Raw genomic sequence first — 13,907 nt, 5'->3', positions numbered from 1 at the left:
AGTATACATGTATACATACAAAGCACATATTTTAATCGTTGATGATGATAGCAGAATATTAGCACTTTTAAAGCAGTTTTTAAATAAAAATGAGTTTTTAGTATCAACGGCAAGCTCAGTCATAGAAGCTAAAAATCTATTAAAAACTTCTAATTATGATTTAATTATTTTAGATGTTATGTTACCTGAAATAACAGGGCTTGATTTTGCTACTACTATAAGGGATGCCGGTAATAATATTCCTATAGTTATGCTTACTGCTTTATCGGAAGCCGATGACCGTGTTAAAGGACTTGAAGCCGGTGCCTCTGATTATATAACTAAACCTTTTGAACCGCGAGAATTATTACTTCGGATAAATAATTTAATTAATAATTATAATAACTTTAAAAAAGAAACGAATATAATTAAATTCGGCAATAATTTCTATAATTTTGATACAAAGGAATTCACTAAGAACGATCAAATCATATCTCTTAGCTCTACCGAACAAAAATTACTTGAGATATTAATAAAAAATTCCGGTAAATCTACTAGTCGTTTTGAGCTTTCAAAAATTATGGGCGGGCTTAGTATGCGTTCTATCGACGTACAAATTACAAGAATAAGAAGTAAACTAGAAGATAATCCAAAAGAGCCGAAATATTTAAAAACCGTGCGTAATGAGGGCTATGCACTTTATATCTAAATTATTACCGAGAACATTATTTGTACGGTTTATGTTTATTATAATCATTCCGATTTTAATAGGACAAATCGTTGCTATATTTTTGTTTTACGATCGTCATTGGTATAATGTTTCATATTATACTAGTACTATTATTATTAATGAAATAGAATCACTGATTAAAGAACATAGAAATAATTCAAGAGAGATAACCCATTTATCGGAAAATTATCTTAATTTATCTTATCAATTTCAGCTTAATAAAAAGTTATCTATAAAACAACCTAAATTAAGTGAGCCTCTAACTATATTTAAAAATATTTTAGCTACAAAAATCCATGAAAAAAATATAGTTAAACTAAATAAAGAAAATAAAATCGAAGTATTTTTAGAATTAAAAGATGGAATATTATATATTACTTTTCCTGCAAAATTACTACTTAATCCTACAGTATATATATTTGTTTTATGGATTATATCTTTAACTGTTATATTACTTTCTGTTTCTATTATTTTCTCCAAAAATCAAATTAAATCAATACTCACTCTTGCGGATAGCATGGATAAATTTGGTCGAGGTGTTTTAAAAGGCAAAAATTTCAAACCTTCAGGAGCCTTAGAAATAAGAAAAGCAGGGCTTGCTTTTTTAAAAATGAAAGCCCGTATTGAAAAACAAATTACTAAAAGAACCACTATGCTTGCTATGATTTCGCATGACCTTAGAACTCCTTTAACAAGAATGAAGCTACAACTTGAATTGATGGAAGGAAGTGAAGAAATTAAAGGATTAAAACAAGATATATTAACTATGCAGCAAATGATAAATTCTTATTTAGATTTTGCTAAAGGTGAAAGTACAGAAGAATTTGAAGAAATTTTATTATTACCTTGGATAGAACATTTTTTAAACAAATGGTCACATGTAGATATTGAATTTATAAAACTTAATAATATAGATAATTCAAAAGTACGAATTAAACCGAATTCTTTTGAAAGAGCCTTGTCTAATTTAATCGGTAACGCTATAAAATATGGAAATAAAATTAAAATATCTTTGACAGATAATGCATCTACGGTAGCTATAATTATTGAGGATAACGGTCCCGGTATAGATGATACGGAAAAACATCTTGTATTTAAACCGTTTTATAGATCAGATAAAGCAAGACAGCTTGATAATGCAAGTAACGTAGGACTTGGGCTTGCTATTACTAAAGAAATAATAAACGATCATAAAAGCTCTATTTATTTAGAAGATAGCAAGGATTTAGGCGGGTTATCGGTAAGAATCGAAATGCCTAGAATATGACGCCGATGTCATTTATGTGTGGACCGAAAAACGCACTCGATGTCATACCGTGGCTTGACCACAGTATCCAAAAACAACCAAAAATATGAATATATTAGTATTTTTAACTGGATCCCGCGATCAAGTCGCGGGATGACAACAGTGGCATTGTTCCACGCAACAATGCCACGCAGGAATGACATAAATCGACCCATGCAGCAACATCTAAAATAGAAAATAATGACTAACATAAAACATTTAGCAATAATAATGGACGGTAATGCTCGTTGGGCAGATCGGCATAACTTAACAAAATCTGAAGGGCATAAAGCAGGAGCCGATAAAATTCGTGAATTACTGCCTGAGTTTATTAATCTTAATATACCTTATATAACTTTATATACTTTCTCTTCCGAAAATTGGCAACGTTCAAGCACGGAGGTAGATTTCTTAATAAAATTATTAAGTATTTATTTAAAAAATGAATTAAACAGTTTACATAAAAACGGCGTTAAAATAAAAGTAATAGGTAGGCTTAATTTATTAGGTAGCTCATTGCAAAAACAAATCAATAATGCTATAGAATTAACAAAAAATAATAATAAAATAACGCTTTGTATAGCTTTTAGTTATGGAAGTCGTCAAGAAATAGTTGATGCCTGCACAAAAATTATTGCAAGCGATAAAAAAGAAATAAGTGAAAGCGATATAGGACACGCTTTATATGATCCTGAAATGCCGGATGTAGATTTATTAATAAGACCGGGCGGGGTTTACCGCATCAGTAATTTCTTGCTTTGGCAAGCAGCTTATGCTGAATTATATTTCTCACCCAAATATTGGCCCGATTTTAATAAAGATGATATAATAGAAGCTATAAATGATTACTCAAAAAGGAAAAGAACATTTGGCAAAAGATAAACAAAATATATATTTAAGAATCCTGTCCGGTATAGTTTTAGTGCCGTTATTTGTTATAGCTATATTATGGTTTAAGCCTTTATTCTATATTCTAATGATATTAGTGGGTATGGGAATGTTAAGTGAATGGTATAATATGACCTATTCTTCTATTCCTTATCTATTAATCGGGCTAATTATTATTCCGATTCCTATAAGCCTATTAATATTTTTAAGTATGGAAGATACCAATAGATGGCTTATTATGCTTTATTTTTGCATAATTTGGTCGGTAGATAGTTTTGCAATGATTGGCGGCAAAACTTTTAAAGGAGCAAAACTTGCTCCAAAAATCAGTCCCAAAAAAACTTGGAGCGGTCTGATTACGGGAACATTATCAGCAGGTTTGGTTGCGGTATTAGTTAGTTTTATACCAAACTTTCATATTGAAAATTACTATTTTTCAAATAAAATTTATTTATTTATAATTAGTTATATATTAGCATTAATAGCTCAATCAAGTGATCTATTTATTTCATATTTTAAGCGAAAATTTAATATTAAAGATAGCGGTCATATGATACCCGGTCATGGAGGAGTTTTGGACAGATTTGATAGTATTATTTTAACTGCTCCGGTATTATTTCTTATGAAGATATATTTATGATAATACATTTAAATAATCATTCTAAAAAAATAATTTTAAATATCTTTTTAGCTTTACTGCTTGGATATTTTATTTTTCATTGCATATATGGTAACAAAGGAATTATTGCATATTTAAAAGTAAATAGGCAGCTTGAAAAAGCTTATGATGAACTAAAAGGCTTACGAGCAGAAAGAGTAGAACTTGAACATAACGTCAAATTACTCCGAACGGAATCGCTAAATAAGGATATGTTAGAAGAACAAGCAAAGAAAGTTTTAGGAGTAGCAGATCCTAAAGAACAGGTGTTTACAATAAAAGACACACCTAGTCAAAGGTAAACATCGTCATTGCGAGGAGCTGTAGGTCTTGTGTCATGACTTTTATGTCATTCCTGCGAAAGCAGGAATCCAAAAAAGTATACATACAGCAAATTTTTGAAATTAAAAGCTTAGGTTATCTCGCTTTGTGATGGATTCCTGCTTTCGCAGGAATGACATCCAAAACAACATTATTGATTAAAAGGAATTGAACATAATTTATGAACATTAAAATTTATCAAGACGACCTACCTAATAATTTTGAACTTGAAGGGGATATTGCTATAGATACCGAGACAATGGGGTTAAATCTACATAGAGATAAACTCTGTTTGCTACAATTTAGTAACGGCAACGGTGAAGCCCACCTTGTTCATTTTGTAAATCAAGATTATACTGCTCCTAATTTAAAAGCATTATTGTTAGATAAAACTAAATGCAAGATATTTCATTTTGCTAGATTTGATTTAGCAGCTATAAAAAAATATTTGAGTATAGATTTAGAAAATATCTTTTGTACTAAAATATCTTCAAAGCTCGTTAGAACCTATACTGATAGCCATGGTCTTAAGGATTTATGTCGGGAGCTACTTTCCATAAATATTTCCAAACAACAACAATCTTCTTACTGGGGAGCTAAAAATTTATCTTTGGAACAACAAGAATACGCAGCAAAAGATGTGCTTTATTTGCATCAGTTAAAAGATATTTTACAAAAAATGCTACTTAGAGAAAATAGGCTTGAACTTGCCCAAGATATTTTCCGCTTTTTACCGACAAGAGCTAATTTAGACCTTATAGGTTGGAATGAAATTGACATTTTCATGCATTAATTTAAATTAATATAAGTTAATAAAAAGATTAAATTATTAACTTAATAAATTGACTTCAAGTATAAAATCCTGCACACTATTTAAAGAGGCTATCTGTAATAAATTTTAATTAGTAATTGAAGAGCTTTTTTAGCGAAAATTAATAAGATTTTTGCAGAAATTGTAGTTCCTATTTCAAAAAAATCTTATAATTTACAGCAAAAAAGAATTAAATTACCGGTTAAAATTTACTTACTGATAGCCTCTTAGTAGCTAATTGATTTTTTTAAATTACTTAGCCTACAATAGACTTATTGCATAATGTAGCTAATAAGGAAGAATTTGAAGGAAACACGGAAGCACTTGCCACCGCAGCGTACATAACAGTACGTGAAAATGCGAGTACCGGATTGACATACAAATTTATCCTTAGAAGCAAGTTATATAAAAAATTTAATTAATTAGTAACTAAAAAGGGGATCTTTATGACTAATAAAAAAGAAATAGACGTGCTAGATTCAAATTCAGAAGCAAACCTCTGTTATCCTAGGGTTATAACTTGTGAAACAGACGACGACACGTTAAGTATTGATGGCGGTGTTTTTGCTGCATTTTGGTGGGCAGCCAATTATATAATAGATAAAGTATTAATGCCAATAACATACTTTTTTTGGGTTAGTATGGTGGTAATACAATAAAAGTATACTAGCTGTCATACTGCGGCTTGACTACAATATCTAGAAACAATTTAAAGTACTAAATTTAGTATTTTAAACTAGATCTCGCAATCAAGTCGCAGGATGACAGATTCAAAAAATAATATACTTCTGATAAATAAAAAGTAGATAGACGAAGTTTAATTTGGAAAAGAGCAAGGAGGCTGTAAGCCGAGGAGCGAAGCGTATATTTAATACGTGAGCATCCGAGGAATTACAAAGACGACGTAGCCAATTTTTCAAATTAAACGAGTATATTCACAATTTTACGAGGAACAAGGATGATTTTCTTCGGCTCTTTCCCTTCTAAAAACTTTTGTACCTTTGGCAAATTGACGGTAATTTGCTTTATTTCATCTTCACTTGCAGCAGTTTTAAACTCATAGGTATCACGGAGTTTGCCGTTAACCTGCACTGCCATAATATATGTATCTAACTCTAACATTGATTCATCAAATGCAGGAAAAGCTGAATTATATAACCGCTCTTTATTGCCACGCTTCTGCCAAATTTCTTCCGTAATATGCGGGATAAAAGGGTTTAGCAGCTGAATTAAAACATTAAAGCCATGCCTTACGGTTTTAATATCAACCGCTTCTTTATTAAGCTCAGCAGATATAGCATTAGAAAGCTCACGCATACGTGCTATTGCTCTATTTAGGGCAAAATACTTTATATCATCGGCAACGTGCTTTATGGTAAAATGCAATAATCTATTGAGTTCCTTGTTAATTTCGCTATTCACATCATCTGTTAAAGAAGCTATCGCCTCAAACATATGCTCAAGCTTATTAATAAAACGTGAGCAGCCTTCAATACCGCTTGCCGACCATTCTAGATCTTTCTCAGGCGGACTATCGGACAGTACAAAAAGCCTAATAGCATCAGCCCCATATTGCTCTTGCATTGTCTCAAGATCGATGAGATTCTTTTTAGACTTACTCATCTTTTCAATGCGTCCCTGCACTACTCTATTATTGCTTTCTTTATGAAAAAATTCATTACCTTTTTTAACTACTTCTTCAGGATATAACCAATTATTATGTTCATCTTTATAAGTAGCATGCAGCACCATCCCTTGAGTAAATAGCCCTTTAAAAGGCTCACGAACGCTTACATAATTCTGTTCGTTCATTACTTTTGTGAAAAACCTTGCATATAATAGATGCATTACTGCATGTTCTATACCACCTATATATTTATCCACCGGTAGCCAATAATCACAAGCTTTTTTATCGGTCATCTCTGTAGCATTGCTATTGCAATATCTCGTAAAATACCAAGATGACTCGAAAAATGTATCAAAAGTATCGGTTTCACGAATAGCCGACTTATCGCATTTCGGACAATTAACATGTTTCCAACTAGGATGATGATCAAGCGGATTACCGTGACCGTCAAAACTAACATCATCAGGTAACGTAACGGGTAAGTCTTTGTAAGGTACGGGAACTATACCGCAAGCTTCGCAGTGAATCATAGGAATAGGACATCCCCAAAAACGTTGACGAGAAATCCCCCAATCTTTTAGACGATAATTTACACTGCGTTTACCTATGCCTAGTTTCTCAAATTCATCGATTACTTTTTGTTTTGCTTCATTACTAGTTAAGCCGTTTAGAAAATCTGAGTTAACCAAAATTCCATCTTCCGTATAAGCGGTCTTTTGTACATCAATATCCGTTTCAATTACCTGCTTAATAGGCAAATTCATTTTAACAGCTAATTCATGGTCACGTTCGTCATGAGCAGGACAACCAAAAACAGCACCAGTGCCGTAATCCATTAACACAAAATTCGTAATAATAACCGGTAAAACTATATTTGAATCGAAAGGATGAATGACATAAAGACCGGTAAAGACTCCCTCTTTTTCAGCTTTTTCTAGTGCGCTACTTCCTGTAATGTGCGAACATTTAGTTATAAAACTCAATATTTCAGGTGTCTTGGAAATTAATTTCTCTATTATCGGATGATTAAAGGCAATTCCTATAAAACCAGCTCCGAAAATAGTTTCAGGTTTGGTTGATAATACTTCTATAGTATTATCTTCATTATCCTTAATTTTGAAATGAAAATTAGCACCTATCGATTTACCTATCCATTTCTCTTGCATAGAGCGAACGGCTTCAGACCATTCTTTTAAATTCTGAATTTCATTTAATAACTCTTCGGCATAATCAGTGATTTTTAAGAACCATTGCTTTAAATAACGTTTCTCAACAATTGCACCTGAACGCCAACCACGCCCATCTACAACTTGCTCATTTGCAAGAACGGTATTATCAACCGGATCCCAATTAACAAGCGATTCTTTTTGATAAGCAAGGTTTCTCTCATAAAGCTCTAAAAAGAATTTCTGCTCATGTTTATAATACTGCGGCTTACAACTATTTATCTCTCTAGACCAATCATAAGAAAAGCCCATAGATTTTAGCTGCTTTTTCATATTCTCGATATTAGAATAAGTCCAATCTTTCGGATGAGAATTATTTTTTATTGCGGCATTTTCGGCAGGTAGCCCGAAAGCATCCCAGCCCATCGGATGAAGCACGTTAAAACCTTGCATAGTCATAAACCTTGCAATAACATCACCTATAGAATAGTTGCGTACGTGACCTACATGGATTTTACCGGAAGGATAAGGCAGCATTTCAAGTACGTAATATTTTGGCTTGTTACTCTCGTTTGATACCTCAAAAGCTTTCTCATCATGCCAAATTTGTTGCCATTTTTGTTCTATTTGATTCATATTTTTTTATTTTCTTTTAATTTCTGCTGCTAAATTACCTGTTGCCTATGTCATTCCTGCAGCCCTATGTCATTCCCGCGAAAGCGGGAATCCATCATAAAACGAGATAAATCGAGCTTTTTAAAAGTTTTAAAGTACTGGATTCCCGCTTTCGCGGGAATGACATCGAACGCTTTTTCTGAACCACACTATACGCCTACAGGAATGACATACTACCTAGCACTATTAATATATATCTCTCTAGCTTTTCTTAAAATTTTATCTTCAAGCGTGATAGCAAGATTTGAGGTGTTTTCATTAAGTACCCATTGTTTATTTTTAAGCATTTCTTCAAATACTTTCACTTCAATTGAATCAGGGCTTATTACATCGTCTTTGATAAATATATTGATTTTAAATCGAAAATTAGGATTAGAGTGCGGGCTATACCATTCCGTAATAATCACACCGCCGTTTGAGTCAGCTGATGCAAGAGGAGCAAAACTTATAGTCTCTAATGCTGCTTGCCAAAGATATTTATTAACCGAGCCTACTACAGCTTTAGTAGATTCGTTTTTTACCCTGCCTGGTCTAAAAACTAATCCTTCTTCACCTGCTATAGAACCTACTTCGTCCCATTTCTGTTCTCGTTCTGTTTTTGGATAATCATCCGCTAAGATACTAGTACTTATTGCACTAAGTATAATTACAAAAAATAATCCGATAATTTTTTTCATAACCAATATTTAATTAGGGTGCTTGAGGGAAATAATAGAGAAGCTTTGGCTATTAGTCAAAAATTATTTGAACTAATTATATGTCATTCCCGCGAAAGCGGGAATCTTTCGTTGTCATACCGCGACTTGATCGCGGTATCCAGCTAAAAATACTAAAATTATTAATACTTTAAGTGTTTTTTTGGATCCCGTGGTCAAGCCACGGGATGACACTGAGTGTGCTTTTTGATCCACGCAACAATGCCTTGCATGAATGACATACAGCTACTCTACACCTTAACTGGCATGACGACAAAAATATCTTTAGGGTTCTCAGGAAATTTAATAAGTACCGGTGCTGAAACATCTGAAAAATATAGTTCTACTAAATCCGACTTCACGGCTTTTAAGACATCTTCTAAATATTGCGGATTAAAGCCTATAGCTAAAGACTCATCACCATTATATTCATAAAAACTTTCCTTATCTTGTGAAGAATTAATAACCTCTTTTGCGTTACCTCTTGCTTCACCGATGGCACTAATCTCTAAGGTTTCACGAGATAACGATAATTTTACCGCTCTAAATTTTTCAACGGTTATTATCGCTATCCTTTCTATACTATCTGCAAATATTTTTCGATTAATTACTAATTTTGAACTGCTGTTTTCCGGAATAAAAGTACTATAATCAGGGAAAGTACCGTCTATAAGCTTTGATAGCATAATAGTATTTTCGTTACATATAAATTTAATCTTATTGCTACTTAATAAAATTTCTATATCTTCATTTATATTTTTAGGATCTTTAACTATTTTTAAAATTTCCTCTGCACTTTTTTGTGGTAATATAACTCCAAAATTCTTTATTTGTTTTTCTAATGTTACCCATGAAATTGAAAGCCTATGCCCATCGGTACTTGCCGAACAAAACTCTTTGTCTTTTATATGTAAATAAACACCATTTAAATTATAACGAGTTTCATCTAAAGAAATCGAAAATTTTGTCGATTCGATTATTTTAGCAAAATCCGTGCAGGAAATTTTAAAACTTGCTTCAGGATTAATACTATCCATTGGAGGAAAAGAACTAACCGGCAAAGTGAATAAATTAAATTTACAATTTTTTCCTTTGATTTCAAGTCCCGTTGTACCGAGATCTGTTAATGTAAGCTCGGAATCCGGAAGTTTTCGGACTATATCATTTAGAGTTTTCGTAGAAACGGTAAGTTCACCTTCACTTACTACCTGTACTGCTATTTTTTGACTTAAGTACAAATCCATATTAGTAGAACTAAGCTCTAGATTGCCGTCTTTTGCCGATAATTTAATGTTTGCATATTCAGGTATTACATTACGTTTTTCAACAACGGAACTTGCAAACCCTAGGGACTGAACTAACGTTTTTGTTTCAACTATTAATTTTAACATATTGTTATTCTCTTAATGTTCCTTGAAATTTTTGCGAGATGGCAGTAACTAAATCTTTACTGAACGAATTTAAATCAGTATCAGATAATGTACGATCATCTGCTTGTAGCTCTATTTTAACCGCTATAGATTTTTTACCTTCAGGTAATTTATCACCGCTATAAATATCAAATAATATAACTGATTTGACAAGCTTTTTATTAAAATTATTTATATATGATATTATTTCACCGACTCTATGATCTTGATCAACAATGAATGCGTAATCTCTAAAATTAGCTTGGAAATCCGATACTGCAAATTCGTCTCTTTTACCGAATTTAGCTTTTATCAACGGCAAATTTGTAATATTTAGCTCGAATGCAAATATTTCTTGATTAATATCGTAATATTTCAAGATTTTAGGGTGTATCTGTCCAAAATGACCTAATAAATTTTTACCAAGCCCTATATTTACTGCTCTAGTTGGATGATAATATTGTGGCAATGCTGTCCCATTTGTTGCTATACATTTATCTATAGATAGTCCTGCATAATCCACTACCAGTTCTAAATCGCCTTTAAGATCAAAAACATCATAGCCTCGTCCAAGCGAATGAGGATTTTTATTACTATATGAACCGCTTACAATTGCCGTTAAATAAGTTGCTTCCGTATTTAAATCTATAAAACTCGGTCCAACTTCAAAAAAAGCCATATCTTTTATAGAGCGTGCTAGATTTTTACTTACTATACTTAACAAATTCGGCAGTATAGTAGGACGCATATAATTGTCTCCTATACTAATAGGATTAAGCAAAAATAACTCTTCTTTTAATTCAGCAAACAACTTTGCATCTTCACTACTCATAAAAGAGTTAGTTACTACCTCATCATAGCCTTTGCTTGCTAATATCCTTTTAAAACTAGATATTCTTTTATGCTCTCTTAGCTTATTATTATCTTGGTCTAGTTCGGGTAATTTTATGCTCTCTATTTTATCATAGCCGTAAATACGAGCGATTTCTTCAGCTATATCTTCTAAAATAGTTATATCATGACGCCAAGAAGGAGCTATTACCTTTATAATCTCACCTTTAACATCCGTAATAAATCCTAGTTCATTTAATATAGCTTCTATCTCTTTGATATTTAATTTAATTCCCGTAATTTTTTCTAAATAGTATGCTGAAAAATCTAAAGGTTTTTTTTGCGGCTCTTTCTCACCGAATTTCACTACTTCCGATACTTCACTGTTTCCGCATATTGACAAAATAAGATTAGTCGCTATGTCTAAAGCTTTTTCCGTAAAATTTCTATCGATATTACGCTCATTACGATATCTAGCATCCGTATCAATTTGAAATCTTCGCCCGCTAGCTGCAACCATTTTAGCATTAAAACATGCAGCTTCCAGTATTATATTAGTCGTACTATCAGTACAACTACTCTTAGCCCCGCCAATGACACCGGCAAGACCTTGAATACCGCTTTCATCTTTTATAGCTAAATCATTTTCAGTAAGTAAATATTCTTTGCCGTTTAGAGCGTGGAAAGTAACTGCGTCATCCTTGTCATACCCTGGTCTAGTGTCATCCTGCGGCTTGACCACGGGATCCATAAAACAACTTACCGCATTAGTAATTTCATTGGATCCCGCGGTCAAGCCGCGGGATGACACTTGCCCCTCCTCGCAATGACGTGCTACACTAATCCCCTCTTTTATCCTATCCGCATCATAAGCATGCATCGGCTGCCCAAAGCTATAAGAAATATAATTTGTTACATCCACTAAGCTTGAAATAGTTTTTACCCCGACATTTTTTAATAATTTCCGTAACCAATCAGGGCTTGGTTTATTTTTTAAATTTCTTATTTCTCTAAAAGTAAATAAAGGGCAGGCTTCTTTGTCTTGCACGTTAAGCTTCATTTTAGAAGTAAATGTACTTTTTATTTCCGGGATTTCTAGCTCTTTAAGTATTCCTATTCCTTTAGCTGCTAAATCTCTTGCGATACCGTAAACTCCAAGTGCATCACCACGATTAGGAGTAACGTTAATAATAAATATAGGATCATCTAAACCGTAATATTTAGTAAAATGCTCTCCAACTACGGCATCTTCAGATAGCTCTATAATCCCTTCAGACTCTGAAGCTAGCAGTAATTCCTCTTCAGAGCAAAGCATACCGCAGCTTTTTTCACCTCTAATAATAGATTCCTTAATTTTAAACTTACCGTTTGGTATTTCTATTCCGATATTTGCAAGTACTACTTTTATACCTGCTCTTGCATTACTCGCACCACAAACTATTTGTCGCATACCGCTTTTAGTCTCAACATCACAAAGTTTTAACTTATCGGCTGACGGGTGAGGTTTAGTACTTGCTATATATGCTACTTCAAACTTTTGTAGCTCTGCCGCTTTATCTATCACCTCTTCTACTTCAAGACCAATAGCTGTTAGGACTTCGGCAATTTCAGTAACTGAAGCCGATGTCTCTAAAAATTGTTTTAACCATGATAACGTAAATTTCATTTCGTAAGCCCTCCTGCTAAATTTGGCATATCAAAGCTCCCAAAATTATAATGTTTAAGCCAACGCATATCTCCTGCAAAAAATTGTCTTAAATCTTTGATATTATATTTTAGCATTGCAAAACGCTCTACCCCAAGCCCAAAAGCAAAACCTTGATACTCGCTGCTATCGATACCGACATTTTTAAGCACGTTTGGATGGACCATCCCGCAACCGAGTACCTCAAGCCATTTATCGTTTTTATTCATCCGAATATCAACTTCGGCAGAAGGTTCGGTAAATGGGAAAAAGCTGGGTCTAAAACGTAATTCAATATTAGAATTTTCAAAAAAGCTTTTTATAAATTCCGTGATAACATATTTTAAATGCCCCATATTGATATTTTTATCAATAACAAGTCCTTCTATTTGGTGAAACATCGGCGTATGTGTCATATCCGAATCTGATCTATAAGTCCTACCCGGTGCTATAAACCTAAAAGGCGGTTTGTCGTTTTTCATAGCTCTAATCTGCACTGTTGAGGTATGAGTACGTAATAACAGCGGTTTATTATTTTCCTGACCTTTTAAATAAAAAGTATCATGCATTTGCCTTGCGGGATGGTCATCTTCAAAATTGAGAGCAGTAAAATTATGAAAATCATTCTCTATATTCGGTCCGTTTTCTATAGTAAAACCAAACTGCGAAAATACTTGTATTAACTCCTCCATGCATTGCGTTATTGGATGAATAGAGCCTTGCTTATATCTTCTTGCAGGGATTGTTAAATCAATTTTATCGGCAGCAAGTTTTAAATTTAGTTCCTGCTCCTCTAAAATTTCTTCTTTTGCTTTTATTATATTCTGTATTTTATCTTTTAATTTATTGATTTTTAAGCCGAATTCTTTACGTTCCTGTTCATTTAAACTACCTAGTTTTTTAAGCTCACCGGTCACTATACCGTTTTTGCCTAAAAATTCTACTTTATATTCTTGCAGATCTTTTAAGTTTTGTACTAATAAGATTTTTTCCTCAGCAAGTCTTAATATTGTTTCTATATTTTCCATGATTATTTTTTGTTTATTACTTCTTGAATTTTATACAGGTATACGAAGATCAACTTCAAAAAGAGCAAGAAGTCCACAAGACGAGGAGCGGAGCGTACTTAATACGTGAGCACCGCAGTA

The 13,907-nt window shown here is 32.9% G+C and carries 14 protein-coding genes and 2 pseudogenes; 10 read left to right on the top strand and 6 right to left on the bottom strand.

Features of this window, described 5'->3' with window-relative positions; translation table 11 throughout:
- Nucleotides 1-7 precede the first annotated feature (7 nt).
- From AC5584_RS02750 to AC5584_RS02705, 10 genes and pseudogenes are all read left to right on the top strand, one after another.
- The gene (locus AC5584_RS02750) at nt 8-688 is read left to right on the top strand and encodes a response regulator transcription factor (RefSeq protein ID WP_410526498.1); all 681 of its coding nucleotides are present in this window, start codon (nt 8-10) and stop codon (nt 686-688) included.
- Nucleotides 672-1,976 carry a sensor histidine kinase gene (locus tag AC5584_RS02745; RefSeq protein WP_499216765.1) on the top strand — a complete coding sequence of 435 codons (1,305 nt, stop codon included), beginning with the start codon at nt 672-674 and terminating at the stop codon, nt 1,974-1,976. Before AC5584_RS02750 ends, AC5584_RS02745 begins: the two co-directional genes overlap by 17 nt.
- Before the next feature lie 39 nt (nt 1,977-2,015).
- Nucleotides 2,016-2,189 (top strand): hypothetical protein, encoded by a 174-nt coding sequence (locus tag AC5584_RS02740; RefSeq protein WP_499216764.1) that lies wholly within the window; start codon nt 2,016-2,018, stop codon nt 2,187-2,189.
- A gap of 6 nt (nt 2,190-2,195) precedes the next feature.
- Nucleotides 2,196-2,876, top strand: a complete 681-nt coding sequence (uppS, locus tag AC5584_RS02735; RefSeq protein WP_499216763.1) for a polyprenyl diphosphate synthase — start codon at nt 2,196-2,198, stop codon at nt 2,874-2,876.
- The gene (locus AC5584_RS02730; RefSeq protein WP_499216762.1) at nt 2,836-3,522 is read left to right on the top strand and encodes a phosphatidate cytidylyltransferase; all 687 of its coding nucleotides are present in this window, start codon (nt 2,836-2,838) and stop codon (nt 3,520-3,522) included. Before uppS ends, AC5584_RS02730 begins: the two co-directional genes overlap by 41 nt.
- Entirely contained in the window at nt 3,519-3,842 is a 324-nt protein-coding gene (locus AC5584_RS02725; protein ID WP_410526480.1) for an FtsB family cell division protein, read from the top strand. The genes AC5584_RS02730 and AC5584_RS02725 overlap by 4 nt, the downstream gene beginning before the upstream one ends.
- Nucleotides 3,843-4,042: 200 nt before the next feature.
- Nucleotides 4,043-4,654, top strand: coding sequence for a ribonuclease D (locus AC5584_RS02720; RefSeq protein WP_499162055.1), 612 nt, complete (start codon nt 4,043-4,045; stop codon nt 4,652-4,654).
- A gap of 284 nt (nt 4,655-4,938) precedes the next feature.
- Nucleotides 4,939-5,086 (top strand): annotated as a pseudogene (locus tag AC5584_RS02715) (palindromic element RPE1 domain-containing protein); the annotation flags it as partial.
- A 32-nt stretch (nt 5,087-5,118) separates the two neighbouring features.
- Nucleotides 5,119-5,331, top strand: coding sequence for a hypothetical protein (locus AC5584_RS02710; RefSeq protein WP_499217108.1), 213 nt, complete (start codon nt 5,119-5,121; stop codon nt 5,329-5,331).
- A gap of 163 nt (nt 5,332-5,494) precedes the next feature.
- Nucleotides 5,495-5,597: pseudogene (locus AC5584_RS02705) on the top strand (palindromic element RPE5 domain-containing protein).
- Here the strand turns inward: AC5584_RS02705 and leuS are convergent.
- The 6 genes from leuS to pheS all read right to left on the bottom strand — a co-directional run bounded on the left by leuS (nt 5,594) and on the right by pheS (nt 13,787).
- Nucleotides 5,594-8,101: a leucine--tRNA ligase gene (gene leuS / locus AC5584_RS02700; protein ID WP_499216761.1), complete on the bottom strand. Its 2,508-nt coding sequence runs from the start codon at nt 8,099-8,101 to the stop codon at nt 5,594-5,596. The pseudogene AC5584_RS02705 and the gene leuS overlap by 4 nt on opposite strands.
- Nucleotides 8,102-8,313: 212 nt before the next feature.
- The gene (locus AC5584_RS02695; protein WP_499216760.1) at nt 8,314-8,817 is read right to left on the bottom strand and encodes a DUF3576 domain-containing protein; all 504 of its coding nucleotides are present in this window, start codon (nt 8,815-8,817) and stop codon (nt 8,314-8,316) included.
- 114 nt (nt 8,818-8,931) lie between these two features.
- On the bottom strand, nt 8,932-9,051 hold the full coding sequence (locus AC5584_RS02690; protein ID WP_499217107.1) for a palindromic element RPE4 domain-containing protein: 120 nt from the start codon (nt 9,049-9,051) through the stop codon (nt 8,932-8,934).
- 35 nt (nt 9,052-9,086) lie between these two features.
- The gene (gene dnaN / locus AC5584_RS02685) at nt 9,087-10,226 is read right to left on the bottom strand and encodes a DNA polymerase III subunit beta (protein ID WP_499216759.1); all 1,140 of its coding nucleotides are present in this window, start codon (nt 10,224-10,226) and stop codon (nt 9,087-9,089) included.
- Nucleotides 10,227-10,230: 4 nt separating this feature from the next.
- Nucleotides 10,231-12,741: a phenylalanine--tRNA ligase subunit beta gene (pheT, locus tag AC5584_RS02680; RefSeq protein ID WP_499216758.1), complete on the bottom strand. Its 2,511-nt coding sequence runs from the start codon at nt 12,739-12,741 to the stop codon at nt 10,231-10,233.
- Nucleotides 12,738-13,787, bottom strand: coding sequence for a phenylalanine--tRNA ligase subunit alpha (pheS, locus tag AC5584_RS02675; protein WP_499216757.1), 1,050 nt, complete (start codon nt 13,785-13,787; stop codon nt 12,738-12,740). The genes pheT and pheS overlap by 4 nt, the downstream gene beginning before the upstream one ends.
- Between the last annotated feature and the right edge of the window lie 120 nt (nt 13,788-13,907).

This window comes from Rickettsia endosymbiont of Villa modesta (assembly GCF_964026485.1).
Taxonomy (GTDB): Bacteria; Pseudomonadota; Alphaproteobacteria; order Rickettsiales; family Rickettsiaceae; genus Rickettsia; species Rickettsia asembonensis.
The sequence above is the reverse complement of the archived record's forward strand: the minus strand, read 5'-3'. Positions and strand labels throughout refer to the sequence as shown.